The organism is Bacillus sp. N6 (assembly GCF_052805735.1).
This window is the reverse complement of sequence record NZ_CM127843.1, coordinates 5054782-5081036: the sequence shown is the minus strand read 5'-3', so window position 1 is coordinate 5081036 and position 26255 is coordinate 5054782. Positions and strand designations below refer to the sequence as shown.

Genomic DNA, 26255 nt, shown 5'->3' with positions numbered 1-26255 from the left:
CAAGGCTTATGTGGGAATCTGAATATGACAAAAAGATTACAAGAAAAAATCAAGGCATAAATTTACACCTTGATTTCCATTTAAATGCATATATTGAATATGAAAGGACAGAAATTATTCGTGTTTAAGAAGATGACATATTGGATTGTAACAAGATTTTATTAAAAGATTTTTGCAGTTTTTTGGTGATAGGTCCAACTTGCCCATCTTGAATCGCGGTTCCATCAAGGTGGGTCATTGGTAAAATTTCAATCGTTGTGCCGGTGAAAAAGCATTCATCTGCTTGATAAACGTCACGAACGCTGAAAAGTTCTTCCTGTACAGGTATGTGAAGAGTATTCGCTAAAGAAAGGACATATTGACGAATAATGCCATTTAAAATAAGGTGATTGGCTGGATGTGTGTAAAGGGTTCCGTTTTTAATTAAAAAGAAGTTGGAATGACTTCCTTCCGTTACAATACCATTCCTTACGAGAAGTGCCTCTTTACAGCCTTTCCGTTCAGCTTTCGTAGCAGCTAGTACGTTTGGTAATAAATTTAATGATTTAATGTCACAGCGTAACCATCGAGTATCCGGTTCTGATATAGCGCGTATACCATATTCGATCCATAACGCTGGTCTTTCTTTTTTTGTAATATAGGCATAAATTGTCGGAGGGTTGTCATATGAAAATATATGTGTGCGAGCTTGTACACCGCGAGATACTTGCAAATAAATTGTGCCATCTTCGTGGAAATGGTTTCTTTCAATTAATTTGTAAAGTAAAGTGATGAGTTCAGCTTTTGAGAAAGGGAGCGATAATTCTATTTCTTCCATGGATCGATATAATCTCGTTATGTGCGGATCTAATAAGTGAAAGTTCCCTTTATATAGGCGAATAACCTCGTAGACACCATCTCCGAACTGCAAACCTCTTTCTTCAAGTTCTATGTACGTTTGTTGTTTTGTTGTATCAATAACTTCATCATTCCAAAGTACAAATTTTTCGTATGCCAATTTCCGTCCCATCCTTTCGTAAGTACGTAAGTAACGTGAAACTTTCATTCATGCGAGATAAGAATCACTATAGTAATTTTTATGTAAGTAATTCTCTACATATGCCCGTAAATGCCCGATTGGTGAGGGCTGATTAAAGTTTCACTTTACAGCATTTTGTATATACAAATTCGAAAATAAGAATGAGAATCCTGCTTTTAAATAAAAAAAAGCAACATTCTTATGGAATGCTGCACAAGGAGGGTAGCTATCTTTCATAGGGACATTGTCTCGTTGAATGCTTTGTGTATGGAAACAAAACATGTTGAAAGACAATTATAAGAAAGTAGAAACAAAAGATTTACACATTTCTTTAAGGGATCTTACGAAAGATGAGAGATAAGAAATATGTAGAACCTTGTTTACATATTTTATTATAGAGATTCTTCATTAAAACTATGTGAATATTTGGTAAAGGTTATGTAATTTTAAAGTTAATGAATATAAGTAGTTGTATGGAAGAAAATAAAAAAAGAGGCTGAGATTACTCAGCGCTCTTCTTTTCTTCTTTAATAGCTGTTTTTACTTCACCAGTTTTGATCTTATTACTTTCAGAGAAGCGAAGTAAGTCACCTTCAATGATTTTATCAGACATGTTCAATTCATTTTGGGCACGATCAATTAGTGGTTGAGATTCTTCTTTCGGTAATTGTACAACTTCGCCAGTAGCACGGTCGTAGAATGTACTGTTTGTGTACATGTATTTATCTGTAACGAAGCTACCGTCACGAAGAACAACAAATCCTTTATTATCAGGTGAGAATACATCATGACCGAATCGAACGTCATTTGTAGAATCTACACCAAGTAAGTTTAGAATAGTTGGTTTAATGTCAATTTCACCAGTTGGTTTCGAAATTGTTTTACCTTCTTTTTGACCTGGAACGTGAATAAACATCGGTGTTTTTTGTAAGTTCATATGGTCAAATGCAGTGATTTCTTCTTTTCCTAAGAACTGTGCCATTGCACGGTTATGGTTTTCAGAAATACCGTAGTGGTCACCGTAGAATACGATTACTGAGTTGTCGTAAATACCTTCTGCTTTTAGACGCTCAATAAAGTGTTTCATTGCTTCGTCTAAGTAACGAGCAGTTACCATGTAACGGTCAAATACTCCATCACCAGAATTATATTCGTCGATTAATTTTGTACTTTCATCGTAAGTGAATGGGTAATGATTTGTTAAAGTAAGGAAGCGAGTATAGAATGGTTGCTTCACTTCTTTCAACATATCAATAGATTGATCGAAGTATTCGATATCTTTTAATCCCCAGTTTAATTTTGTTTCCGGCGTAATCTTGTAATCAAGCTCGTTGTAGTAACGATCATAACCAAGTGCTGGATACATAATGTTACGGTTCCAGAATGTTGCGTTGTTTGCGTGGAATACCGACGTGTGATACCCTTGCTGACGTAAAATTTCTGGAGTTGCTGTATATTCATTGTTACCGTGTGTGAAGAATACAGCACCGCGGTCTAGTGGATATAACGAAGTATCTACTAGGAATTCAGCATCAGATGTTTTACCTTGACCAGTTTGATGGAAGAAGTTATCAAAGTAATAACTTTCTTTCGTAAATTGGTTTAAGAATGGTGTAACTTCTTGTCCGTTAACTGTTGCACCAATTAAGAATGTTTGTAATGACTCAAGAGAGACAACAATTACGTTTTTCCCTTTTGCAGTACCGAACATATTTGGATCTGGTTTACTTTGTGTTGTTTTTACGTAGTTTTCTGTTTCTTGTAATTTACTACCGTCAGCGAATGCTTTTTGTGAACTTGATTTTGCTTGTAAGCCAAGATCGTATACTTGGTGTACATATAATCCTAAGTTTTTAACAAGCATAACGCGGTCGAATGAACGTGTTAATAGTTCTGGGCGTTCAGCTTCTGCAAGTCCTAAGTTTGCGAAGAAAATAGCAACTGTTGATACGAAGTATAGAGAACGCATCGGGCGTGCTACACGCTCTGTAGGTGCAAAGTTTTTCATTTTCTTCAACAGAACGAAGAATATGATAATGTCTGCAAATGCAAGAATAATTTTGTAGTTAAATAATTCTTTCACACTAGAACCTAAACTTCCGAAGTTAGATGTTTGTCCGAGTACTGGTAAAGTAACGAAGTCATTGTAGAATCCGTAGAACATTACGTTACCAACAAGAACGATTGTTAAGATAAAATTAATTCCTAGTGCTATATAGTTACGTTTTTTCCCTTTTGCAAATAATGCAAGACCAACAAGCAGTAATGATGCTGCTAATGGGCTAAGGAATAAAATGAATTCTTGCATGAAAGATTCAAGTTTTAAATCAAAACTTGTGCGTGTAATAATGTAAGTTTTCAGCCATAAGGCTAAAGCTACGAATACAGTGAAACGCACATTTTGAAATTGTGATTTCAAGGTTTCTTTCATTCATTTCCACCCTTTCTCTATCAGGCTTGGTCGATTTTGGAGCGAAAAATGCTAAAATAAAAAATACATAGTTTTCTTGGCCATAATTAAAGGTTCTATATTCACCCATATACGACTATAACTATGCATACCCTTTTGGTTTCTTTTGTTGCTCATAAGCATAACGTCATTTCTGTATTATACAACAAAATTCATTTCTGAGAAACACTATAACATTTTACATTTTTTGTATAAGATTTGTCACTACCAGAGAAAACTTTAACATTCGTTTATATGTCCGTCAACTAGAAAATATAACAAAGATAGAGCAGAATGTTAAGTGGAAGTGAAAATTTTCTTTGTTGAGAAATAAGAAACGAAGATGGGCAAGGGTTATCTAGAAATCTATTATATGAAGGAAATCGTGTAAAAATTAACGAACACTTGTTCTTTTTCAGTTTGTTTGTTACAATGAAAGTTCATTGATAGGTTTTGTGTAATTTCCATGAACTTTTACTGATAACATATTGTAGCTTATTTCTTTTTAAAAATAGGGAGGCTTTTACATGAAACAAAAATTTTCAGTTGAAGCGTTTTGGAAGAAAGTAAAACATGTTGCAAAGCAAGCAGGGCAGTCGGTCATTTATACAAGTTTATTACTGTTTTACGTTTTGCAAAGACCCGATGTTCCAAAGCGAGTGAAAATTATTGTAATTGGAGCACTTGCTTATTTTATTGCACCGATTGATGCGATTCCAGATTTCATTGCTGGAATTGGCTATACGGATGATTTAGGGGCATTAACGGCCGCACTAATACAGGTGTCGTTATACGTCAATGAAGATGTGAAAGATAAGGCACGAGTGAAGTTGGCAGAATGGTTTGGTTCGGATATAGACACAACATTTATCGATCAGAAATTAGGTCAATAGGTGAAACCTGTCATAAGGTGACAGGACGAACGTAAGCGAGGAAGTGCATTATGCCATCAGGAAGAACGCATACGAAAATAAACTTAATATCCCTTCCGGTTGTTTTGTTTTTGCTTTTTTCGTATGGATTAACAAATTTTGATTTTTTATTAACTTTTGCAATTGGTTTTTTAGTAGGTACTTCATTTTTAACACCGGATTTAGATACGTACAGTAATGCTTATAACAAATGGGGTTTCTTACGTATATTTTGGTATCCTTATAAAAAAGTAATGCCGCATCGATCTTTCTTTACGCATACGATTATACTTGGTGATGTGATTCGTATTGCGTACATGTTAATCGTCTTTTCTCCATTTTTATTTCTATTAAATGTAATCGCACTGGATGGTAATTTAATAGAAATTGCGAAGAAACATGAGGTTGAAATTGTAACGTTCTTAATGGGAATTGTTGTGGCAAGTACGCTCCACATTATAGCGGATAAAGTGAATACGCGCCGAAAGAAAATGATGAGAAAAAAGAAGAAACGCAGAAGATAAAGTGAACGGAAAAGGACCCTTGCAATTTGCAAGGGTCCTTTTTTAAACAAACGTTTGTTTCAAATTAAGCTTTCAGTACTTTAATTCCTTTTACAATGTTCCAGATGAAGTAGTATAAGCTGATGATTCCGCAAATAGCTAAGACAATCATTGATCCAATTCCAAGTGTTATATCTGCTTGTTCAGATCCCATGCCCATAATTCCTAAAATGGCTACGCCGATAAATGTAGCAATACTTGGAATGATGTGTGTCCATAGAGCACGTTTTGCATGTGGCTTTGTTTCAGCGTCCCCCACAATCCAAACGATAATTGGGAATAAGATAGGGGCAAATAGTACACTAAAGTACGATAAAGCAGCTAATATTTTGTTTCCATTCATATATATCACCTCATAAATAATGTCCGTTGTTATACTATTATTATGCAATAAATTTTGCAAGCTTTCTATCGATGAACATTACAGGAACATGACGATTTTGTAAGATTTTTTTGTTAAATGATAAAATTTTCAAAAAAATCTTTTTTAATGGAAATTGTTATGGTACAGTATAAATGGAAGTTGTTGAAAACGTTTTCTTAAACGTTTTTTTATTTTAGGCTTAAAGGTATGATGACCTGATAGTCTATTGATGAGGTTATTCTATTTAAAAGGGGATTCTTTAGGGGGAGAGAACAATGAACACATGGACACAAGTTTATGATCCATTCGGAAACATTTGGATTTCGGCAGCGGTCGCACTTATTCCGATTATCTTTTTTTTCTTAGCTTTAGCAGTTTTCCGCATGAAAGGGTATGTGGCAGGATTTATTACAGTTGTACTTACAGTTTTAGTAGCGTTATTCGCTTATAAAATGCCGTTCACGATGGCAATGGCAGCGACCGGATATGGTTTCTTATACGGATTATGGCCGATTGCTTGGATTATCATTATGTCGGTATTTTTATATAAAATTTCTGTAAAAACAGGTCAATTCGATGTGATTCGTGCATCGGTATTATCGATTACGAACGATCATCGTCTACTCGTTATTTTAATTGGATTTTCATTTGGAGCATTTTTAGAAGGAGCGGCAGGATTTGGAGCACCAGTAGCGATTACAGCAGCGCTTCTTGCGGGTCTTGGGTTAAATCCTTTATACGCAGCAGGTCTTTGTTTGATTGCAAATACTGCACCAGTGGCGTTCGGAGCGATGGGAATTCCGATTACAGTTGCTGGACAAGTAACGGGTATTGATCCACATAAAATTGGACAAATGGCTGGACATCAATTACCGTTCCTATCATTATTTGTTCCATTCTTTATCGTATTTTTAATGGATGGATTTAAAGGGATAAGACAAACGTGGCCTGCGTTACTTGTAGCGGGTAGTTCATTTGCAATTACGCAATTCATTACAGCGACATTTTTAGGGCCGGAACTTCCGGATATTACATCGGCACTTGTAAGTTTAATTAGTTTAGCGCTGTTCTTAAAAGTTTGGCAGCCGAAAGAAATCTATCAATCCGAGCAAGCAAATAGTGAAGTAGCAGCAACAACGACAGCAGCATCGATGCCGAAATTAACGTTTGGAAAAGTAGTAAAAGCATGGTCTCCATTTATCGTATTAACGGTTATGGTAGTCATTTGGAGCCAAAGTTTCTTTAAGGCATTATTCGCTCCAGGAGGGGCTTTAGCAAGTCTTGTATTTAAGTTTGAAATTCCAGGTCTGCATAATCTAGTAATGAAAGCAGAGCCGATTGTAAATAAACCAACGCCTTACGAGGCAATTCTGAAGTTTGATGTATTATCAGCAACCGGAACGGCGATTTTAATTGCTTGTATCATTTCCATGTTTATTTTGAAAATGAATGTAAAAGATGCAGTAGTGACATTTAAAGAAACGTTAAGTGAATTAAAAATGCCAATTCTATCAATCGGATTCGTACTAGGGTTTGCATTTATCGCAAACTATTCTGGTCTATCTTCTACGTTAGCGTTAGCACTAGCAGGAACTGGCGGACTATTCCCGTTCTTCTCGCCTTTCTTAGGCTGGATTGGCGTATTCTTAACAGGGTCTGATACGTCTGCGAATGCACTGTTCTCGAATTTACAAGCCATTACAGCGCAGCAAGTCGGCGTATCTGAAGTGCTTCTTGTTGCAGCAAATACAACAGGCGGTGTAACAGGTAAAATGATTTCTCCGCAGTCGATTGCGATTGCTTGTGCAGCAGTTGGTCTTGCTGGAAAAGAATCGGATTTGTTCCGTTTTACAGTGAAGCATAGTTTGTTCTTCGTAATTATTGTTGGTATTATGACTTATGTTCAGGCTTATTATTTAACGTGGATGATTCCATAAACAACAAAAGAAATAAACTTTGAATTTTCCAAATTATGGTGTATAATGGAAAAGTATTGAAAATTAAATCAGTGATAAACTAGGGGTGCCTAACGTATGCGTAGGCTGAGAGAGAAGCGCGTGAACTTCTTAACCCTTTGGACCTAATCTGGCTCGTACCAGCGTAGGGAAGTTAACGGCTTTACATAATGATGTCTTTATGAGCCAGGTCCTTATTTTTTTATGGACCTGGCTCTTTTTATGGAAGATGCGCAAATTGGGAATACCGACAGTAGTGGATAGGGTTGTTCAACAAGCAATCAGTCAAGTGCTTGGTTCAATATTTGAAAAACAATTTAGCGAATCTAGTTACGGCTTTAGACAAGGGCTCTTTTATGTTTGTATTTCGGAACTTCATCATATTTCTTTAAATAATAAGCACGGTAAGTAGCTTCACGAAGTTGTACAGAGTTGGCAGCTTCAACCATGTAATAACGAAGATACTGGTTTCCCGTTCGTGTCTTGGGTGTTCGTTCCGATTCAAAGTTTCCAGATTGCGATTTTTTCCAGTAAAGACCGGTGTATTTGGCCAATTGTGCTTCGTTCTCAAAGCGTTCAATTTGTCCAACTTCCGCAATGATTCCCGCGGCGTATACGACTCCAATGCCTGGAACACTTGTTAAATATCTCGCTTCTGGAATGGCTTAGAATAAAGCAGTAATGCTTTTTCTATCTCTTTGATTTGTTTTTTCAATGTTTGAATCAATCGTGCATAAGTGGCTAATACAATGTCCACAGAGTCTTGAACGACCTTACCTAGTCGGTAGGAGTCACGTATGGCTTTCTTGATGGTTTTCGCTAAATCTTCCGGGTCGCTAAAGCGTCCTTTCCCCTTTTTCTGAAGAAGAGTAGCGAGTGCTTCTAGATCCATTTCTGCGATTTCATCCAACGAAAGGGAATCTGAGAGTATTTCCATCATCGTCGCACCAAAAACAGGGATATTTAACTCTTTCGATAACGTATTACATTTGTAGTAAAGGTTCTTCAGAAAGTGTTGCTTACATTCTGTTTGCTGGTGAACGAGTTGATATCTAGATCGTGTTAAACGTTGAAGGGCAACGTATTTTTCCTCCTTGATAAGAAACTTATTATACCGCCCGATTCGTAAAAAATCGGCAATACGGAAAGCATCTATTTTATCGGTCTTATCTTCTTCAAAGAGTTTTTTATACCGATGGATGGCTGTTGGATTTTGTACGACCACTTCCACGTCTAAAGCCCTCAAATCCTTATCTTCCGTTAGGAACATGGAAGGATGGAAACTATAGACGGAAGTAGATTCCATGCCAATGACAATTTTTTTATAGTTGTACAAATGGTGAAAATGGAGAACATCCTCCTTAATGGCGTTGGCACCATTCACATCGTTTGAAAGACAAATTTCTTTCAAAACAGTGTCATGACTGTCAAGAAAACATACATCAAGTTTTTCAGAGCTTACATCAATAGCTACGAATAATCTCAAAGAAAGGACTTCCTTTCTTTGAATAGTATTTGGAATGAGCTTGGATACTGTGGGATCTCCCTAGAGTCCAAAACATAGCCACAACCTCGCGTATGAGTATTCAATGATTGCCTTCATCTAAGCTGCCCTCCCACCACTATGAGAGGTAAGTGAAGGAAACCGATACAGCTTGTGCGTATGCAGTGCATTTTGGTCTGGGTCACAGTCTTTTAACGTGGTCGAACTACAGGAGGAGTAAGCATATTCCCGATGGATCCATTTCTGCACTTCCATTATCTGGGGGAATCCCCCAGTATCCAAGACTAAATTTTACCCATACATCATTTTTTTGATGTAGCTCTTGAAGATAAAAACTATTTAATTTTCAAGGAACAGTTATTAACTTAAAACTTATTATACGAGGAGGGTGTATCATGAAAAAAATATGCTTTGTATTAATTGTCGACGCTGGTATAAATTATGGTTCAATATTTTCTCTACCATTTTTAAGGAATCAGAATGATTTGAAGGAATATTTTTCTAAGTATTATGATGTTTCAATTAATTATATTAGGGATAAAAACTCAGTTGACTATTTGGTAGTTCCCAAACCGTGTCCAGCTTTTGATAATGAAAATAATCTTCCAATAATTGAAGTACCAGCAATCTTATTTATGGAAAAGAATTTTGAAAAAATAAAGACTTATATAGACAATTATTTTTCTAATAACTCATAAAGAAAATAAAAGTACAGTAAAAAGAAGTCCGATAAAAAACGAGTGGTGTAGAATATTTCTATTAATCATTCGTTTTTTATTATATTTACATATATTTTTTAAAAGAGGATTATAGACGTTCTGAAAAAAATTAATTATAACAAGAACAGTGTTCGTGCTACTATCTACGGTTATTTTTTGTACTAAGTACCCCTTTAACTAACAAGATAACAAAAATTAACATATTAAGGAAATAATGTTACAATAAATGTAAGAGCTTTCTCTTTGAGTTTTAGCTCTGAATAATAAAGATAGTTAAATCACTAAATGGAGGAGCAGGTCAATTTTGTTCCTTGTATAGTAAATTGTTACCTATCTCTATTGCAGGTTGTATGGCAGGTAGCAGTTGTAGCGAAATGCAGCAGAGACAAAGGCTCTTTGTCAAATGGGACTGATGAATGTATTTGGCAAGTAAAAAATGGTTCTTTCCGGAGTTAGTTGAAAAGTCTCATTCTCTCCAAAAGTAGAATCTTTGTCCGCAATGTGGAGAATTTGTATCGACCATACATGATTCTTTTAATAAGCTTTAACTTGTTTATGCTCCCTTCGGCAAGACCATTATTATTCTCATAAGTTACCGCATTTCTGACAGCTTCAATATCCCCGGCTAATCCATTCGTAAAGCTCTTAAATTCTTGTATATTAGTATTCTTCATTTTCTCAATACAATGGTCGAAATTCTCAATACTCTTTGTGGTGAAGATGTTTTTAAACTCCCATGTTAAGTCATAAACTATTTTTACAATAGGGTGTTCTTCGTAATTATTGTTGGTATTATGAGGTATGTTCAAGCATATTATTTAACGTGGATGATTCCATAAAGAGAAAAAGAAATAACCTTTGCATTTTTCAGATTATCGTGTATGATGGGAAAGTATTGAAAATTAAATCAGTGATAAACTAGGGGTGCCTAACGTATGCGTAGGCTGAGAGAGAAGCGCGTGATCTTCTTAACCCTTTGGACCTGATCTGGCTCGTACCAGCGTAGGGAAGTTAACGGCTTTACATAATGATGTCTTTTATGAGCCAGGTCCTTATTTTTTTATGGACCTGGCTCTTTTTATTTTGGCATGCGCTGGCCATATCTCGTCCTTGTCACGAACAGGGGAGGCAACAAAGGTTATGAAACAGTCTGTTTCAGCTGAGCAAATTGAATTGAAATCGAGTTTACCAGGGAGTAAGAAAGTATATGTGGATGGACCACGCGCAGGCATGAAAGTGCCGATGCGTGAGATTGAACAAAGCGAAACGAACGGCATCCCAAATCCTCCAGTCCGTGTGTATGATACGAGCGGTCCTTATACGGATCCGGCGTATAAAGTGGAGCTGGAAAAGGGAATTCCAACGCCGCGTCATTCTTGGATCATGGAGCGCGGGGATGTAGAGGCATATGAAGGGCGCGAGGTGAAACCAGAGGATGATGGTGTGAAAGTGGCTTCGAAACATACACCTGTTTTCCCGCAAATGGATCGCCAGCCGCTTAGAGCGAAGCAAGGTGCAAATGTTACGCAAATGCATTATGCGCGTAATGGCATTATTACGTCTGAGATGGAATACGTTGCAATTCGTGAAGGAGTAGAGCCTGAGTTTGTTCGTAAGGAAATTGCGGAAGGGCGTGCTATTTTACCAGCGAATATTAATCATCCGGAAGCAGAACCGATGATTATCGGGCGTAATTTCCACGTGAAGGTAAATGCAAATATCGGAAACTCTGCTGTATCTTCTTCTATTGCAGAAGAAGTAGAGAAGATGACGTGGGCAACGCGCTGGGGTGCAGATACGATTATGGATTTATCTACAGGTAAAAACATTCATACGACGCGTGAGTGGATTATTCGTAACGCGCCTGTACCAGTTGGAACTGTGCCGATTTATCAAGCGCTTGAAAAGGTAAATGGAATTGCAGAAGATTTAACGTGGGAAGTGTATCGTGATACGTTAATTGAGCAAGCGGAGCAAGGCGTTGATTACTTTACGATTCACGCTGGTGTATTGCTTCGTTACATTCCAATCACGGCAAAGCGTACGACAGGTATCGTTTCGCGCGGTGGTTCGATTATGGCGCAGTGGTGTCTATTCCATCATAAAGAAAACTTCCTATATACTCACTTTGAAGAGATTTGTGAAATTATGAAGCAGTACGATGTTTCGTTCTCTCTTGGAGATGGATTACGTCCAGGGTCTATTGCAGATGCAAATGACGAAGCACAGTTTTCTGAGCTTGAAACACTTGGTGAATTAACTAAAATTGCTTGGAAACATGATGTGCAAGTTATGATCGAAGGACCTGGACACGTACCGATGCACTTAATTAAAGAGAATATGGAGAAAGAGCTTGATATTTGTCAGGGCGCGCCGTTTTATACACTTGGGCCACTAACGACAGATATTGCACCAGGTTATGACCATATTACATCGGCAATTGGAGCTGCGATGATCGGTTGGTTTGGAACGGCGATGCTTTGTTATGTAACGCCGAAAGAACATTTAGGTTTACCGAATAAAGATGATGTACGCACGGGTGTTATTACGTACAAAATTGCAGCGCATGCGGCTGATCTTGCAAAAGGACATAAAACGGCTCATCAGCGTGATGATGCACTTTCAAAAGCACGTTTCGAATTTCGTTGGCGCGATCAATTTAATTTATCTTTAGATCCTGAACGTGCGATGGAATATCACGATGAAACGTTGCCTGCAGAAGGGGCAAAGACAGCTCACTTCTGTTCAATGTGTGGACCGAAGTTTTGTAGTATGAGAATTTCACATGATATCCGTGAATATGCAAAAGAAAATGATTTAGAAACGACAGAAGCAATTGAAAAAGGAATGAAAGAGAAAGCAGAAGAATTTAAAGAAGCTGGTAGTCATTTATATCAATAACACGTTACACCTCTTTACTTGATTGATCACACTGTAGTACCTAACTTTATTATAGAAGAAGCCCCATTTGCTAAGACGGTAGCAAATGGGGCTTCTGTTGTTTATCCCGCTATTTGTGGGCAGTAAGACCCCCACCTCAAAATTCAGCGGAAGCAAAGAAGTTAGGTCGGGGTCGGGCTGCCCGTAAAAGCCCGATTGGTTAAGGCTAATAATCAGTGGGGGATGAACAAAACCCCCACTGATTAAAGTTTCACTTTATAAGGCGAAGAAGAGATGTACCCAGTAGAATAAGAGGAATAATGTGACGACTGTTGTGAGAGGAATAACGATAAGGGATACACTTAAATAGTCTTTCCATTTTACTTTAATTTTGTTTTGTTTCAGAATATACATCCAAATGAGGGAAGCTAGTGTACCAATTGGTAATAATAGTGAACCGATGTCACTACCAATAATGTTTGCGAGGTAGATAGTTTTTAATGTGACTGGGTCTAGTCCCATTTCGGTTAATGTGATTGTACCAATCATAAGTGCAGGATGGTTATTGAAGACGTTAGAGAGGAGGGAGACGAGTCCACCCATTGCAAAGCTAGCATAGAGTAGATGTTGACTTACAACTGGTTCAAGCCAATTTACGAGCGCCGCTGTTAATCCTGCATTGTGAAGCCCGTAAATAATGACGTACATAGAGAAAGCGAAAATTAAAATGTGCCACGGTGTCTTTTTCAAGATATCGACAGGGTTTGTTCGTAAGTAGTACCATCTCCAAATGAGAAGAACGAGTGAACCAAGTACAGCAACAATTTCGATTGGAATGGATAAGAAGGATGCAACGAATAAAAGGCAGCGCATAAGGAAGACGAAACCTAATACTTTTAACATGAATCTTGTACGCTTTTGTTTCGTATCAACAGAATTATTTCCTTTTAGTGGATGGAAGTTTTTCGTGAAGAAAATTTCTTCAATATCATATGAAGAAACAGGTAATTTTTTCGGAAGTTTTTTCTTCAAAACTGTATACATAAGCCATGACATAAATAATAAGCCTAATGTTGCAGGTACAAACATCATAGCAGTATGCATATAAAGAGTCATATGGACGATGTTTAATGCGATTAAATTTACGATATTACTTACACCAATTGGTGCACTAGATGCCGTAGCGATTAAAGCACCACTTAATAAATAAGGAATTTGCTGATGAGGTTTTAATTGAAGATTTTTTAGAAGAAGAATTAAAATGGGAGTTGTAATTAAAATACTACCGTCGTTATTAAATAAAAGAGTCATAAGAAAACATAATAATTGAATATACCAGTATAAGCGGCGCCCAGAACCCTTTGCTAAATTTGCTAGTTTCGCTGCGGACCAATGGAAGAAGCCGAAGCTTTCTAATATAACTGCCATAACAATAGTTGCTAATATTGTTATGGAGGCACCGCCAATTTTACTTATAATATCCATGATGTCTGGTTTTGATACAAGTCCAGTAATTATGATGATACCAGCTCCGATTGCTGCTGGCCATGCCTCATTTAAACCACGAGGCCGCCAAAAGATAACAATCATCGTTAAGAAGAATACAATAATAGTAATCCATATTTCAATGCTCATATTTTGCCTACCTTTCTATTTTCCCTTGAACAGATGTAGCTTGTCTCAAGTTTATATTGGTAGTATATTCAGCAAAAAATAAGAAGAACTAGACGTATAACGAGATGAAGCGAATATGTGTTTTTCAAGCTAAAGGACAAGTGTCACGAATAGTGAAATAACTATTATGAGAGGAGTCTATAAATTGATTGGGTAGTAAATGAGATTTATATCGGCGATTATTGAAATATATCGGCGTAACTCAAAATATATCAGCGATCATTGAAATATATCGGCGCAACTCAAAATATATCAGCGATTTTTAAAATATATCGACTTATCGACAAAACATGACAAAAGGAGCCCATCCCAAAATACCTTTTGGAACAGACCCCAATGCTATATTATTTTTCCTTCAAAAAAGTACGATCCTTCAAGAATAAATTCCAGAAGAAAATAAATCCTGGTAATAAAATTGCAATCCCAATTGCGTATAGAATGAGCAGTGCATAGAACGTTTCTGTCGTTGTAAAGCTTGTAAATACAGTTACGTCAGGATAAATAATATAAGGTAAATGCGCGACGCCGTAAGCGTAGCTTGCAAATGCATATTGAGCGACGACAGCTAAAACGGCAATGCGAGGATATCCTAGTGTATTGTACTTTTTGTTTGTCCACCAAAGGGACGAGTATCCGATAACGAATAAAACAATAGAAACTGTAAACCACGGGAATTGCTTTATTAATCCTTGCATAAGCCAATGTGTTTCAGGATCCATTACAACGAGGGCGATGATCGCCGTAACGAGCGTTGCAGGACCAAGGATGATGGCATTTCTTCTATAAATTCTATACGTATCTTCTGAACTTTGTTCTCTCGCAAAATCAGCAAGAAAGAGAGAGGAGAGAAATAGTTCAGACGTTATTCCGAAGAGCATATAGCAATAGATAACCGGGCTAGAAAGAAGTTTTCCATACAGGAGTACTTCTTTCCCTTCAGACATTGTAATATAGGCTCCTTCTGTAACGGGTAAAACGGTAATTAATAGTGCTGGAATTAAGAGACCAGTAATACCTGAAATAACCCGAAGAAGGTACTGATATTTCGGCAAGGAGTAAGCAAATACCATAAATGTACTACGTACTGCAACGAGCACTAAAATTAACATAACTGGTACGAACATTACTGTCGCAAGAGTAAAGGCTGCTTTCGGAAAGAAGCCGAGAAATGCGACAACGACGAAGACGAGAAACGTATTTGTTACTTCCCAAGTTGGTGATAAGTACCGATTCGCAAGTTTAGCAGCGAGCGTTGGATGTTTTGCGTATACCATGCCCCAAAAACCAGCGCCAAAATCGATGGACCCTAATATACTGTATACGAAAATAAGGGCCCATAAGATGATGATTGCAATACTTTCCTCATGCATGAGAATCGCCTCCTTGGTGTTGTAAATCATTCTTTAATGGATGTCTTCTAAAGAATGTCCGTAGAACAATGACTGTTAAAATAGCGAGTCCAACATATAAAATGATGAACAAAACAAATAAAGGACCGACGAAATCGGCGCGTGTAGATGCATCGACGGTACGTTGCATACCATAAATTGTCCATGGTTGACGACCGCTACAACTGAAAATCCAGCCGAATTCAATACCGAGCATCATAATTGGTCCGCATGCAGCAGCCCCCCAAAGTAGCCACTTTGGTAGTTCTGTTCCCTTTTTTCGGTAAACGAAGTACCAATATAAGAGCGCAATTGCTGCAACTGCAAAGGTAAACGCAGCAGTGCCGACCATTAAGTTGAATAGTGTATGTGTATAAAATGGTGGCCATGTTTCTTGTGGGAATTCCTTTAAACCTTTTACGACAGTGCTAGGGTCTAGTCCCACTAATAAGCTAAGCATGTTTGGAATTTCAAGTGCGTAGTTTAGTTCAAGTGTATTAGGATCCACAACTCCGCCAATGGATAGCGGTGCGTGTGATGTCGTTTCAAATAAAGCTTCAGCAGATGCAAGTTTTTCAGGTGAGTGTTTATGTAAGGCAATCGCTGATTCATGTCCTGAAAGCCACATCGTAGCGCCTGTAATAAATGTAACGACAAGCCCTAATAGTAGCCCTTTTTTATGATAAGCAATTTCACGTGTACTTAAATTTTTCTTCAATAATTTAAATCCAGCGATAGAAGCAATGACAGCCGCACCAGTTGCATAAGCCGTAATAACAACATGGAATGCACTTGTGCCAAAACTCGGATTAAAGAAAGCTTTCCACGGATCAACGTTAAAAACAGATCCATCTGGATTCATTGAAAAGCCTGCTGGTGTATTCATCCATGTATTTGCTGATGTAATGAGTACGGCGGATGCCGTGGCACCAAGCATGACGAAAAATAGCGAGATTAATCTCATAAATGGAGGAAGTTTATCAGCTGCATATACGTAAATCGACATGAATAAAGCCTCCAAAAAGAAGGCGAAAATCTCAATTTGGAAGGGAACAGAAATAACTTGCCCAACAATTTTGGCGAAACCAGGCCAAAGAAGTGAGATTTGCACACCAACAATTGTTCCAGTTGGAATTGCTACACCGAGAAGAATAGCAAACGCCTTTGTCCATCTTTTCGCCATAATGGCATAGTCGGAGTCTTTCTTCCAGTGATAAAGTATTTCGCTTATAAAAATCATCAATGAAAGTCCGACGCCAAGTGTTGCAAAGATAATGTGGAATGCTAATGAAGAACCAAAAAATGCTCTTGCTAATGTTACCGTATCCATATGTAAACTCCTCTTCTTTTTTGCCATTATTTTCTGATTGAATTGGAAGATTTATTCAAAAAAACTACCAAAAATATATATGTATTTAAAAAGTGAATATGATAATATAATGTTGTAATATTTTGAATAGAAAGAAATAAATGGTTGGTCATGTTTTGTTTGTTTTTTGCTCAGGAATCTTTTATAATCTTTTATGCGAACATAAGTTCTATTTTTCGGAATCAAGAAGTTTATGTGAAATGGAGAGGGTGTTTTATGTATCCTGAAGTCATTAAAAAGATGGCATTTTCAAAAGAGCATAGAGATTTATTATTGAAGCTATATAATAAAGAAATTACGCGTCGTGAATATGATCGACTTGTACAATCGCTATATAAACCTTCTAAAGAGGTTTGTGAGGGATAGAAATGCGGGAGACAATCTAATAGATTGTCTTTTTTAAATTTATGTATGTTCTGATAAAATTAAGGTTAGCCTTACTAGGGAGGTGAAAAGATTGCGGAAACGTTTATATATAGGGATTGGAGTTATCTTCTTAATCGCTTTAGGTGGAATTGTATTTTGGTCAGCTTTACAAGGAAACCGTACAGAAAATTTTATTTTAAGACATATGGTGAATGACAATGGAACACTTGCCACGTATCGTTTAGTAGATACTAAGGCAGGTACGGGTGAAGCTAAGGGACGTGAAGCATTATCAGAATCGGCGGGATTATGGTTACAGTATACACTTGATAAAGATGATCAGGCGTTATTTGATGAGCAAGTAAAGGTTATTCAAGATAATTTCATATATAAGAATCATATCGTTTTATGGAAACTCTCTGAAAAGGGAGAGAGGCAGTCAGCTACAAATGCACTTATAGATGATCTTCGTATTATAGAACAATTATATCGTGCTTATGAAATGTATAAGGAAGAGCGTTATAAAAACCTTGCTGATCAATTAAGTGATGCTGTACTTAGTTATAATAAAAAAGATAATTATTATGTTGATTATTATGATGCAGATGCCGGGAAACAAAATAATTTTGTAACAACATCATACATAAATCCGCGTGCATTCTCCTATATGAAGAAGTACGGCAAAGTTTCTGCTCAGCAATATCAGGAAGTCGTTCAATTTTTAGCGGATTATCCAAGGCATGGCTGGGCATTCCCAAAAGAGTATAAAGAAGATGGTACATTTACGTACGATAAAGAAGTGAATCTTATTGACCAATCATACGTTGCATATCATCGAAGTTTAGGAGATCTTTCATCAGCTGCTTATTTGGAATTTATAAAGAAGAAGTTCCAAGAGGATGGAAAGCTATACGGTCGTTACAATTTAGAAACGGGAAAACAAACTGTGAATTATGAATCGCCGGCCGCGTACGGATTAACAATTTTGTACGTACTACAAACAGGTGATACAAAGTTTGCGAAGGAATTGTATGATCATATGGCCACATTCCGAAATGACAACGTATTTAGTAGATATTACGGTGGATATGTAACAGGTGAAAATAATAATACGCATATTTTTGATAACGTGCTACCACTTTTAGCTGAAATGGAATTAAAAAAGAGTGAACAATAAAAGGTGCCACCATATGAGGGTGGCACCTTTTATTTGTTCATATAATTTTACGTTCTAATATTAGAGAAGTAGTCAATCACAAATTCACGGAATTGCTGAGCTGTTTTTGATAAGTAACGTTTTTTTGACCAACTTAATCCGATGGTTCGCTGACAAGTGGGTTCAATAATACGCAACTTGCTTGATGCTAAAGTAGAGTTTTTTAATAAAGTTAAACTTGGAACAAAAGCGATGCCGAGACCTTGCTTAATGAGGTCGCTAATCACGGTCGGTTCATCGACTTCAAAAGCAATATGCGGAGTGAAACCAGCTTCTTTACAAAATTCATCCGTTAAGTGCCGAAATCCGTAGCCAGTGTTCATACTAATAAACGGTTCGTCTTTTACTTCATGCAGGTGGATATTTGCTCGGCCGGATAAACGGTGGCCTGAAGGGACGACTAAGAAAATTTCTTCTGTAATAAGTGGTTCCCAAACAACCTCCTCACCTTCAATTGGCACAGAGGAGATACAAAAGTCAATTTCTATATTATCTAGTTGTCGTTTCATAGAAGGAGTAGATGCAAGAAATTGTTGAAATCGAACGTTAGGATGTTCTATTAAAAAAGAGCCAAGTAGTTCTGGTAATATTCTCGGAATAGAAACGGCCAGTGTAATAGAGCTTTGTTGTAATTCGGCTAAATCTTTAATTTCTCGTTCCCCTTCACTTAATTCATGAAAAATACGTTCTACTCGTTTTAAAAATACTTTTCCGAAAGAATTTAAAGTAATCTGTCGGCCTTGGCGATCAAATAAAGGGACGCCTAAATCCTTTTCGAGTCTAGCTATTGTTTTGCTGAGTGAAGGTTGCGCGATATGCAATTCTTCAGCTGCCTTTGTCATATGTTCTAGTCGTGCAACTGTCTGAAAGTATTTTAACTGGAGCAGTTCCATTTCGAATCTCCTTTCTATAGACCAAAAGGAATGAATTGATAATTAAAGATGTATTATACAGTATGGAAAGTGACGTGTATAGTAAATCTGTTAAACCATTCTAATGGTGTTAAATTCGGAGAAGGAGTATGTTTCATGAAGGGAATTCAACTTATATTTAAAGATTGGAAAGCGATGTGGCACCATAAACATGGACGTATCGCTTTAATTTTTTTATTAATCGTTCCGTTAATTTATTCAGGATTCTTTTTAGCTGGATATTGGGATCCGTACGGAAGATTAGATAAATTACCCGTTGCAGTTGTGAACTTAGATAAGGGTGCTGTGATGGATGAAAAAACAATTCATGCAGGAGACGATTTTGTTAAAAATTTAAAAGAGAATAAGGAACTAGCTTTTCATTTCGTATCAGAAAAAAATGCAGATGAAGGGTTAAAAGAAGATAAATATTATATGGTTGTTACGATTCCAGAGAATTTCTCTAAAAAGGTAAGTACACTTATGGATGAGAAACCAGAGCCGGCAAAGTTGCAGTACAAAGTAAATCCAGGTAAAAACTTTGTAGCAGCTCAAATTGGAACGACAGCTGTTGAAAATATGAAAACAAAAATCTCAAACAGTATTACGAAATCTTATACAGAAGGTGTCTTTTCAAAGTTTCAAGATTTGGCACAAGGATTGAGTGATGCAAGTAATGGTGCTGAGAAGTTACATGAAGGAACGACCGATGCAAAAAATGGAGTGAATCAGCTTGCGGATGGTATTGATCGTTTAAGTAATGGGACATCGAAATTGAAAGAAGGAAGTGAAAAGCTTGCATCCAGTCAATCTGCTTTAACCGGGGGAGCAAATGAGCTGAGTCAAGGAGCGACATCACTTCATAGTGGTATGGAATTACTAGCACAAGGTGAAAAAACGTTACAATCAGGAATTAGTGAATTAAGTGCTGGTACAAATGAATGGGTGAATGGAAATGAAAAACTTGCTGAAGGGCAAGCGAAAGCGGACAATGCGGCAAATAGTGTAAAACAACAATTAGAAGAGTACGTGAAAAATCATCCAGAAGTGCAGCAAGATCCCGCTTTTCAAAAAATTGTTGCTACGTCTAATGGACTAGCTAAAGCAGCAAGTACTTTAAATAATAGCCAACAACAATTGACACAAGGTGCGAAGAAGCTTACTGACGGTCAACATAAGATTGAAGAAGGCATAAATACATTCGGAGTTAAGTTAAATGAAGCTACTGCTGGAACGCAAAAGATAGCAGATGGTGCATCGAATTTGGCTGATGGATTTACGAAGTGGGGAAATGGATTTACATCATTGCAAGAAGGTGTAAACCAGCTTGCGAGTGGTGGAACGGAGCTGAATAACGGTGCTGGTAAATTAACAAATGGACTTGTTAAACTTGATGATGGTTCGAAAGAACTTTCTACGAAATTGGGAGAGGGTGCAGAGAAGATAGCGAATGTTCGTAATGATGATGCACGCAATACGATGTTCTCAGAGCCAGTTCAGTTAGTGAAGTCAACAGTTTCTGACGTTCCTAACTACGGTTCAGGCATTGCACCATATTTCTTATCGCTTGCATTTTATGTTGGCGGAATTATGGCATCGAATATTTTACCGCTTGGTCGTAGACAAAATATGAAGGTAAGTGGAACGGTACATTTTATTAATAAACTAGGATTGGTATATTTAATTGGACTTATTCAAGCGCTACTCGTAGATGTAGTTGTGCTAGGTGTTATGAAATTAGAAGTTGCCAGTGTACCACTTTTTGTTTTATCAAGTATTGTGATTTCCTTTACGTTCATGACATTTATTCTTATGTTAGTAACAGTATTTGGTCTTGTTGGAAAGTTCTTAGCAGTAACGCTTCTTGTCTTGCAATTAGCGACAAGCGGGGGGACTTTCCCAGGAGAATTAAACATAGCTGTTCTTAGCAAAATTGGGCAGTTTCTCCCAATGTCTCATTCTCTTAGAGGATTACAAGATGTTATCTCTTTAGGAGATTGGTCGCAATTAAAAATACAAATTTTAATATTGTTATGTTATCTCGTTGTTGCCGGTGGAATTGCTTGGATCACGAGCCATATACAGCATAGAGAAACGAATGTAGAACAAGTTTCTTAACAGGAAATAAGCTATCCGATTTTTTCGGATAGCTTATTTTTTATTTACGTTCCATTACTGCAAAGTAATTATTTTCATTATCAGCAAAGTTGAATGCTCTACCAGTAGGTAAATCTACAACCTGTCCAACTGTGACATTTTTCTCAGAAAGATCTTTATATAGACGGTCTAAGTCATTTGAGAAGAACATAAGTGAAGGTGTATTAAGGTTTAGTTCAGGTTGCATCTTGGCGATTAACGCTTTATCGTGAAGGACGATGCTTGTTCCTGCTTCTTTCGCCGGTGCAATTTCAATCCAGCGGAATCCGTTTCCGTTATTCTCTTCCGCAATGATTTGGAACCCTACTTTTTCTGTCCAAAATTGTACTGTTTCGTCTTGGTTATTTACATATAGCATAATTTGTCCAACTTGATTAATCATAGGTGTCTCTCGCTTTCTTTTTATATGCGTATCATTATATCAAATATATGGCTTGAATAGTTTTTTATGATTTTTTCGGAATACAACCTTCGTCCATTTCATCTTTGTTGTAGGAGAAGGACCTGTAATCCAAGTATGAAATGGTATTGTGCTACAAATGACCATTGTTGAAATAGAGATAATAGCCGTTAACACAAATAGTAATAGGCTATATAATATAGTATTTTCTTGCAGCGTGAATAAGGAAAGAAGTTTTGTACATAGTTGCAAGAAGAATAAGTGAGCTAAATAAGCACCATACGTGTAATTTCCAATGAAACGTAACGTTTTATATAAGAAACCACGACGCTGTACTATCATAATAGATAACACATACAGTATGATAATTTCGCATACGATATATAAAAACATAGATGGTTTTAAATAGGTAGAAACAGTTAAATGAATAGAGTTTGCTCCGTAAAAACTAAACAACTCATAATTGATGAATAAAAATAAGATGAAAAATAATATTGTTATGAGCGGGATATGTTTCATGACGAATAGACGCCAAGTTTTTAGTGCTACAGCGGCAATGCCACCCATAACGAAATAGAATGAGTAGAATAGAAATGATCGATCTGTATAATGTAAAATTGTTGAACTTGTTAATTTTTCTCCATTAAAAATATAGTGAGAAGAGAACCACATTAATAGAAAATATAGGCAAGCGAAAAAGGTCATATATTTATATATGTCTTTTTTATTTTCTGTTCGTTTTTGAAACCAATAAAAAAGTGTGCATAGTAAAGGGAACAATAAGTGAATTTGGAACATCATAATAACGTACCAAAGATGGGGCGCGGCTGTTCCGAGTAATAAAATTTTTATTCCGCCTTGTAATGTAATAAGATCATTTGTTGTTAATAAGTAAAGAATAGACCAAAAGAAATAAGGAATGAGTAAGTGTGTCGCTTTTTCAGAAATATATTCTTTATATACTAATTGCTTCGTATAGTGACGAATTAAGTGAAATCCAACGATAAATATGAATGCTGGTGCTGAGAATTTTGCAAGATTAAATAGCATGCCCATAATGAGGGATTGCTCAAGTAAGACATTTCCTTGATTCATTGTATATAATAAGGAACTTTGCAAAACGACAGCGAGAAATGCAATGCTTTGCAAAACTTTAAATTCGGGTGCGCTTTGTGTCATTATTTCCATCTCCTTTTCCATACATGATTATAGTACGGAGAATGGATAATGGATGTGGAATATTTGTGAAGATTTCAACAAATTTGTGGCGAGAGGAAATATCAACTTATCAACAAATAACGACAAAAAGAGGATGCTCGTTTAGAGCATCCTCTTTCTAGCTATTAAGCAAATTTGTTTTTGATCCAATTCTTACCTTCTACAAGGCGAGCTGTCATTACCGCACAAGCGTTATCTGCTGTTACGTTTAACATCGTTGCAGGTGGATCAATGATTGTACTAATTGCTGCGATAATTGGCAGTGCTTCTGGCGGGAAACCGTATAGAGATACGATTAACATTTCACCAATCATACCACCGCCTGGAATAGCACCCATTACTGTTCCTACTAATAAAGAAACAACAAGTGCGATTGCTAATGTTTTCGGTCCTTCGAATTCCATGTTGAAAATACCGAATAAGAAAGCAATTTTTAATACGCCACCTAAAACAGAGCCGTCTTTATGAAGTGTAGAACCAAGAAGGACAACTGTTTCACGAACGTCTGAAGAAATACCCATTTTCTTCGTTGCTTCTAAGTTCGCTGGAATACTTGCGGCACTACTACAAGTTGCAAGTGATGTAACTGTAGGAGAGACCATGTTCTTCCAAAATACTTGTACACCTTGCTTGCGACCTGCAAGGTATGCATAGAATGTGAAGAATACAAAGAAATAAATTAGAGAAGCTGGATAGTATACCATTGCCGCTCGGAAGTAAGTTCCAAGAAGTTGTGGTCCGAATTCACCAACTAATGCTGCGAAGTAAGCAGCAAGTCCGATTGGAGCGTAGTACATAATGAAAGATACAACCTTCATTGAAATCTCTGCACCAGCTTGTAGGAATGTAGCGAATGGTTTTCCTTTTTCGCCAACTGCTGAAGTTGCAATCCCCATTAAGATAGAGAAGAAAATAAGAGCTAACATATTTTCACGAGATAGTAACTTCGAGAAGTCAGATACTGTTAAAATACCGACGATTTGATCTGCAACACTAACAGCTTTGCCGGCTTTGTCAGGTTGTGTTAGTTCTAGTACAACACCTTGTGCTGGCGGGAATACTTTCACGACAATAATCATAAAAATAGCAGCCAAAATACTTGTAAATAAGAAAGTCCCAGCCATACTAGACATAATTTTACCGAAACGTTTTAATCCATCCATATTAGCAATAGACGATGCGATGCTAAAGAACACTAGAGGTACAACAATCGTAAACATTAAGTTTAAGAAAATGTCACCAAGCGGCTTTAAAGCAACTGCATCGGCACCCATGAAATAACCAATGAAACCACCAATTAGGATAGAAGATAATAAAATAAGCGGAAAGCGATATGCCTTCATAAATATATCCTCCTATCAATTAAAAAAATCATACTGAATCATTATAGCGAGTTAGAGTCCTCTTTACTAGGAGAATACGGATAAATGGAATAGCGTGAAAACCAAGAAATTTTTGTTTTTAAGCTCGGCATACAGCAGGAAATCTAGACATATATATTTGTAACCTAGTGGTGGCAAGGGATGCACCATAACTTAGGTTTAGAAAAAGGGGGAGGGAAGCGGAATGAATATTTTGCTTTGCTGTGCAGCGGGAATGTCTTCCAGTTTGATTGTTACAAAGATGGAGAAAGCAGCAGAGGCAAGAGGGATAGAAGTAAAAATCTGGGCAGTATCAGGTTCTGAAGTGAATAGTCATATTGATAAAGCTGATGTCCTTTTACTTGGACCGCAAGTACGTTATTTATTACCGAAAATGAAAGAATTATGTAAGGATAAAGGGATACCTGTTGATGTCATTCAATCCGTTCATTACGGACTTTGTAATGGAGAAGCTATCTTGCAAGCAGCTTTGTCAATGAAACCATGAGGAGAGTGGGATAGATGATACGGTTTTTAGAGAAGTACGTGATGCCGGTAGCAGGGAAGGTTGCAGAGCAGAGGCATTTGCAAGCAATTCGAGATGGAATTATTTTAACGATGCCTTTCTTAATTATTGGATCGTTTTTCCTCATTATTAGTGCACTGCCGATACCTGGATATAACGAGTTTATGGCAGGTTTGTTTGGTGAGAATTGGCAGAGAGCTTTAGGGTATCCAGTTAGTGCAACTTTTAATATAATGGCTTTAATAGCTGTTTTTGGAATCGCTTACAGGCTTGGAGAGTATTATAAAGTGGATGCTTTAGCATCCGGGGCATTGTCGCTTGTGACGTTTTTACTTGCGACTCCATTTCAAGTTGCATATATTATACCAAGTACAAAAGAAAGTGTACTTGTAGAAGGCGCTATCCCAGCTGCATTAATGGGAAGCCAAGGGTTATTTGTAGCAATGATTATTGCACTTATATCTACTGAACTTTATCGATTTATTGTACAAAAAAAGATAATTATAAAGATGCCAGAGACAGTTCCACCAGCTGTCACGCGTTCATTTGCAGCGCTTATTCCAGGATTTATTGTTGTGACAGTTGTTTGGATTATTAGATTAATTTTTGAACACACAACTTTCGGCAGCATTCATAATGTTGTAGGGAAGCTACTGCAAGAGCCGCTTAGTATACTGGGAGCTAGTCTTTGGGGTGCAGTAATTGCAGTTATTATTGTCCATGTTCTTTGGGCGTGCGGAATTCATGGTGCTGCAATTGTTGGTGGTGTAATGAGCCCAATTTGGTTATCGTTAATGGATCAAAACCGAGTTGCTTTTCAAGCGGGTCAAGATGTACCGAATACGATTACCGCACAGTTTTTTGATTTATGGATTTATATGGGCGGTTCAGGTGCAACACTAGCTTTAGTTGTCGGAATGTTATTGTTTGCGCGAAGTCAGCAATTAAAAAGTATAGGTCGATTGTCGATTGCACCTGGTATTTTTAATATTAATGAAATGGTGACTTTCGGGATGCCGATTGTCATGAATCCACTTTTACTTATTCCATTTATAGTAGTTCCGGTTGTATTAACGATTGTTTCTTACTTTGCGATGGAATGGGGGCTAGTTGCCCGTCCGAGCGGAGCTGCTGTACCTTGGACGACACCGATTCTTTTTAGTGGATATTTAGGATCAGGCGGAAAAATTTCAGGTGTTATTTTGCAACTTGTTAACTTTGCGCTAGCATTCTTCATTTATTTACCGTTCTTAAAAATATGGGATAAACAAAAACTGGCGGAAGAAAAGGGGGAGTAAAGAACTAA

23 protein-coding genes, 1 pseudogene and 2 riboswitches are annotated in these 26255 nt (G+C 37.1%); of the genes and pseudogenes, 11 read left to right on the top strand and 13 right to left on the bottom strand.

Translation table 11 applies throughout. The features are described from left to right. Positions 1-124: 124 nt before the first annotated feature. Positions 125-1009 carry a D-amino-acid transaminase gene (locus ACUXVC_RS26280; RefSeq protein WP_075717958.1) on the bottom strand — a complete coding sequence of 295 codons (885 nt, stop codon included), beginning with the start codon at positions 1007-1009 and terminating at the stop codon, positions 125-127. Positions 1010-1520: 511 nt separating this feature from the next. Further along, positions 1521-3449 carry an LTA synthase family protein gene (locus ACUXVC_RS26275; RefSeq protein ID WP_098125977.1) on the bottom strand — a complete coding sequence of 643 codons (1929 nt, stop codon included), beginning with the start codon at positions 3447-3449 and terminating at the stop codon, positions 1521-1523. Between the two features lie 545 nt (positions 3450-3994). Here ACUXVC_RS26275 and ACUXVC_RS26270 point away from each other — a divergent pair. Together ACUXVC_RS26270 and ACUXVC_RS26265 are read left to right on the top strand one after the other, a co-directional pair. Continuing rightward, positions 3995-4360, top strand: coding sequence for a YkvA family protein (locus ACUXVC_RS26270; RefSeq protein ID WP_000810378.1), 366 nt, complete (start codon positions 3995-3997; stop codon positions 4358-4360). Positions 4361-4410: 50 nt separating this feature from the next. Next, positions 4411-4902 carry a metal-binding protein gene (locus tag ACUXVC_RS26265; RefSeq protein ID WP_001139059.1) on the top strand — a complete coding sequence of 164 codons (492 nt, stop codon included), beginning with the start codon at positions 4411-4413 and terminating at the stop codon, positions 4900-4902. Between the two features lie 64 nt (positions 4903-4966). Here ACUXVC_RS26265 and ACUXVC_RS26260 read toward each other — a convergent pair whose 3' ends face one another. Continuing rightward, complete coding sequence (locus ACUXVC_RS26260) at positions 4967-5284, bottom strand: DUF4870 domain-containing protein (RefSeq protein ID WP_053563349.1); 318 nt, start codon at positions 5282-5284, stop codon at positions 4967-4969. Positions 5285-5580: 296 nt separating this feature from the next. Here ACUXVC_RS26260 and lldP point away from each other — a divergent pair, with 296 nt between their 5' ends. Next, on the top strand, positions 5581-7242 hold the full coding sequence (gene lldP, locus ACUXVC_RS26255) for an L-lactate permease (protein WP_023523515.1): 1662 nt from the start codon (positions 5581-5583) through the stop codon (positions 7240-7242). 71 nt (positions 7243-7313) lie between these two features. Next, a riboswitch (TPP riboswitch) is annotated at positions 7314-7429 on the top strand. 169 nt (positions 7430-7598) lie between these two features. Here the strand turns inward: lldP and ACUXVC_RS26250 are convergent. Beyond that, entirely contained in the window at positions 7599-7859 is a 261-nt protein-coding gene (locus tag ACUXVC_RS26250) for a transposase (protein ID WP_446026158.1), read from the bottom strand. Between the two features lie 41 nt (positions 7860-7900). Beyond that, complete coding sequence (locus ACUXVC_RS26245) at positions 7901-8746, bottom strand: IS110 family transposase (RefSeq protein ID WP_446025895.1); 846 nt, start codon at positions 8744-8746, stop codon at positions 7901-7903. 413 nt (positions 8747-9159) lie between these two features. Between ACUXVC_RS26245 and ACUXVC_RS26240 the strand changes: the two genes are divergently transcribed. Next, on the top strand, positions 9160-9462 hold the full coding sequence (locus ACUXVC_RS26240; protein WP_089171997.1) for a hypothetical protein: 303 nt from the start codon (positions 9160-9162) through the stop codon (positions 9460-9462). A gap of 473 nt (positions 9463-9935) precedes the next feature. Here the strand turns inward: ACUXVC_RS26240 and ACUXVC_RS26235 are convergent, their stop codons facing one another. Next, complete coding sequence (locus ACUXVC_RS26235; RefSeq protein ID WP_372587750.1) at positions 9936-10205, bottom strand: transposase; 270 nt, start codon at positions 10203-10205, stop codon at positions 9936-9938. A gap of 45 nt (positions 10206-10250) precedes the next feature. Here ACUXVC_RS26235 and ACUXVC_RS26230 point away from each other — a divergent pair. Further along, positions 10251-10322: pseudogene (locus ACUXVC_RS26230) on the top strand (L-lactate permease); the annotation flags it as partial. Between the two features lie 71 nt (positions 10323-10393). Next, a riboswitch (TPP riboswitch) is annotated at positions 10394-10509 on the top strand. 114 nt (positions 10510-10623) lie between these two features. Beyond that, positions 10624-12384 (top strand): phosphomethylpyrimidine synthase ThiC, encoded by a 1761-nt coding sequence (gene thiC, locus ACUXVC_RS26225; protein WP_000814450.1) that lies wholly within the window; start codon positions 10624-10626, stop codon positions 12382-12384. 255 nt (positions 12385-12639) lie between these two features. On the opposite strand, the gene ACUXVC_RS26220 is transcribed toward thiC, so the two are convergent. From ACUXVC_RS26220 to cydA, 3 genes are all read right to left on the bottom strand, one after another. After that, complete coding sequence (locus ACUXVC_RS26220; protein WP_089171995.1) at positions 12640-13998, bottom strand: arsenic transporter; 1359 nt, start codon at positions 13996-13998, stop codon at positions 12640-12642. A 383-nt stretch (positions 13999-14381) separates the two neighbouring features. Then, positions 14382-15407, bottom strand: coding sequence for a cytochrome d ubiquinol oxidase subunit II (locus tag ACUXVC_RS26215; protein ID WP_000544183.1), 1026 nt, complete (start codon positions 15405-15407; stop codon positions 14382-14384). Continuing rightward, on the bottom strand, positions 15400-16755 hold the full coding sequence (gene cydA / locus ACUXVC_RS26210; RefSeq protein WP_144465751.1) for a cytochrome ubiquinol oxidase subunit I: 1356 nt from the start codon (positions 16753-16755) through the stop codon (positions 15400-15402). The genes ACUXVC_RS26215 and cydA overlap by 8 nt, the downstream gene beginning before the upstream one ends. Positions 16756-17010: 255 nt before the next feature. Here cydA and ACUXVC_RS26205 point away from each other — a divergent pair, with 255 nt between their 5' ends. Beyond that, positions 17011-17160, top strand: a complete 150-nt coding sequence (locus tag ACUXVC_RS26205; RefSeq protein WP_000283179.1) for a hypothetical protein — start codon at positions 17011-17013, stop codon at positions 17158-17160. Between the two features lie 91 nt (positions 17161-17251). Next, positions 17252-18337 carry a transcriptional regulator gene (locus tag ACUXVC_RS26200; protein WP_144465750.1) on the top strand — a complete coding sequence of 362 codons (1086 nt, stop codon included), beginning with the start codon at positions 17252-17254 and terminating at the stop codon, positions 18335-18337. Between the two features lie 47 nt (positions 18338-18384). On the opposite strand, the gene ACUXVC_RS26195 is transcribed toward ACUXVC_RS26200, so the two are convergent. Continuing rightward, the gene (locus ACUXVC_RS26195; protein ID WP_144465749.1) at positions 18385-19269 is read right to left on the bottom strand and encodes a LysR family transcriptional regulator; all 885 of its coding nucleotides are present in this window, start codon (positions 19267-19269) and stop codon (positions 18385-18387) included. Between the two features lie 135 nt (positions 19270-19404). Here ACUXVC_RS26195 and ACUXVC_RS26190 point away from each other — a divergent pair, with 135 nt between their 5' ends. Continuing rightward, positions 19405-21405, top strand: a complete 2001-nt coding sequence (locus ACUXVC_RS26190) for a YhgE/Pip family protein (protein ID WP_446025894.1) — start codon at positions 19405-19407, stop codon at positions 21403-21405. A 40-nt stretch (positions 21406-21445) separates the two neighbouring features. Here ACUXVC_RS26190 and ACUXVC_RS26185 read toward each other — a convergent pair whose 3' ends face one another. The 3 genes from ACUXVC_RS26185 to ACUXVC_RS26175 all read right to left on the bottom strand — a co-directional run bounded on the left by ACUXVC_RS26185 (position 21446) and on the right by ACUXVC_RS26175 (position 24405). Further along, positions 21446-21826, bottom strand: a complete 381-nt coding sequence (locus ACUXVC_RS26185) for a VOC family protein (RefSeq protein ID WP_000610162.1) — start codon at positions 21824-21826, stop codon at positions 21446-21448. A 39-nt stretch (positions 21827-21865) separates the two neighbouring features. Further along, a complete protein-coding gene (locus ACUXVC_RS26180; RefSeq protein ID WP_446025893.1) occupies positions 21866-23023 on the bottom strand; it encodes an acyltransferase in 1158 nt (385 codons plus the stop codon). Positions 23024-23187: 164 nt separating this feature from the next. Beyond that, positions 23188-24405, bottom strand: coding sequence for a dicarboxylate/amino acid:cation symporter (locus ACUXVC_RS26175; RefSeq protein WP_000649376.1), 1218 nt, complete (start codon positions 24403-24405; stop codon positions 23188-23190). Positions 24406-24628: 223 nt separating this feature from the next. Between ACUXVC_RS26175 and ACUXVC_RS26170 the strand changes: the two genes are divergently transcribed. Further along, the gene (locus ACUXVC_RS26170; protein WP_001023543.1) at positions 24629-24931 is read left to right on the top strand and encodes a PTS sugar transporter subunit IIB; all 303 of its coding nucleotides are present in this window, start codon (positions 24629-24631) and stop codon (positions 24929-24931) included. 14 nt (positions 24932-24945) lie between these two features. Further along, entirely contained in the window at positions 24946-26247 is a 1302-nt protein-coding gene (celB, locus tag ACUXVC_RS26165) for a PTS cellobiose transporter subunit IIC (RefSeq protein WP_446025892.1), read from the top strand. Positions 26248-26255 lie beyond the last annotated feature (8 nt).

What these genes read in the sequence shown, in the direction of transcription:
- ACUXVC_RS26280 (WP_075717958.1), bottom strand. Translation starts at nt 1,009, where the DNA reads ATGGGACGGAAATTGGCATACGAAAAATTTGTACTTTGGAATGATGAA.
- ACUXVC_RS26275 (WP_098125977.1), bottom strand. Translation starts at nt 3,449, where the DNA reads ATGAAAGAAACCTTGAAATCACAATTTCAAAATGTGCGTTTCACTGTA.
- ACUXVC_RS26270 (WP_000810378.1), top strand. Translation starts at nt 3,995, where the DNA reads ATGAAACAAAAATTTTCAGTTGAAGCGTTTTGGAAGAAAGTAAAACAT.
- ACUXVC_RS26265 (WP_001139059.1), top strand. Translation starts at nt 4,411, where the DNA reads ATGCCATCAGGAAGAACGCATACGAAAATAAACTTAATATCCCTTCCG.
- ACUXVC_RS26260 (WP_053563349.1), bottom strand. Translation starts at nt 5,284, where the DNA reads ATGAATGGAAACAAAATATTAGCTGCTTTATCGTACTTTAGTGTACTA.
- lldP (WP_023523515.1), top strand. Translation starts at nt 5,581, where the DNA reads ATGAACACATGGACACAAGTTTATGATCCATTCGGAAACATTTGGATT.
- ACUXVC_RS26240 (WP_089171997.1), top strand. Translation starts at nt 9,160, where the DNA reads ATGAAAAAAATATGCTTTGTATTAATTGTCGACGCTGGTATAAATTAT.
- thiC (WP_000814450.1), top strand. Translation starts at nt 10,624, where the DNA reads ATGAAACAGTCTGTTTCAGCTGAGCAAATTGAATTGAAATCGAGTTTA.
- ACUXVC_RS26220 (WP_089171995.1), bottom strand. Translation starts at nt 13,998, where the DNA reads ATGAGCATTGAAATATGGATTACTATTATTGTATTCTTCTTAACGATG.
- ACUXVC_RS26215 (WP_000544183.1), bottom strand. Translation starts at nt 15,407, where the DNA reads ATGCATGAGGAAAGTATTGCAATCATCATCTTATGGGCCCTTATTTTC.
- cydA (WP_144465751.1), bottom strand. Translation starts at nt 16,755, where the DNA reads ATGGATACGGTAACATTAGCAAGAGCATTTTTTGGTTCTTCATTAGCA.
- ACUXVC_RS26205 (WP_000283179.1), top strand. Translation starts at nt 17,011, where the DNA reads ATGTATCCTGAAGTCATTAAAAAGATGGCATTTTCAAAAGAGCATAGA.
- ACUXVC_RS26195 (WP_144465749.1), bottom strand. Translation starts at nt 19,269, where the DNA reads ATGGAACTGCTCCAGTTAAAATACTTTCAGACAGTTGCACGACTAGAA.
- ACUXVC_RS26190 (WP_446025894.1), top strand. Translation starts at nt 19,405, where the DNA reads ATGAAGGGAATTCAACTTATATTTAAAGATTGGAAAGCGATGTGGCAC.
- ACUXVC_RS26185 (WP_000610162.1), bottom strand. Translation starts at nt 21,826, where the DNA reads ATGATTAATCAAGTTGGACAAATTATGCTATATGTAAATAACCAAGAC.
- ACUXVC_RS26180 (WP_446025893.1), bottom strand. Translation starts at nt 23,023, where the DNA reads ATGACACAAAGCGCACCCGAATTTAAAGTTTTGCAAAGCATTGCATTT.
- ACUXVC_RS26175 (WP_000649376.1), bottom strand. Translation starts at nt 24,405, where the DNA reads ATGAAGGCATATCGCTTTCCGCTTATTTTATTATCTTCTATCCTAATT.
- ACUXVC_RS26170 (WP_001023543.1), top strand. Translation starts at nt 24,629, where the DNA reads ATGAATATTTTGCTTTGCTGTGCAGCGGGAATGTCTTCCAGTTTGATT.
- celB (WP_446025892.1), top strand. Translation starts at nt 24,946, where the DNA reads ATGATACGGTTTTTAGAGAAGTACGTGATGCCGGTAGCAGGGAAGGTT.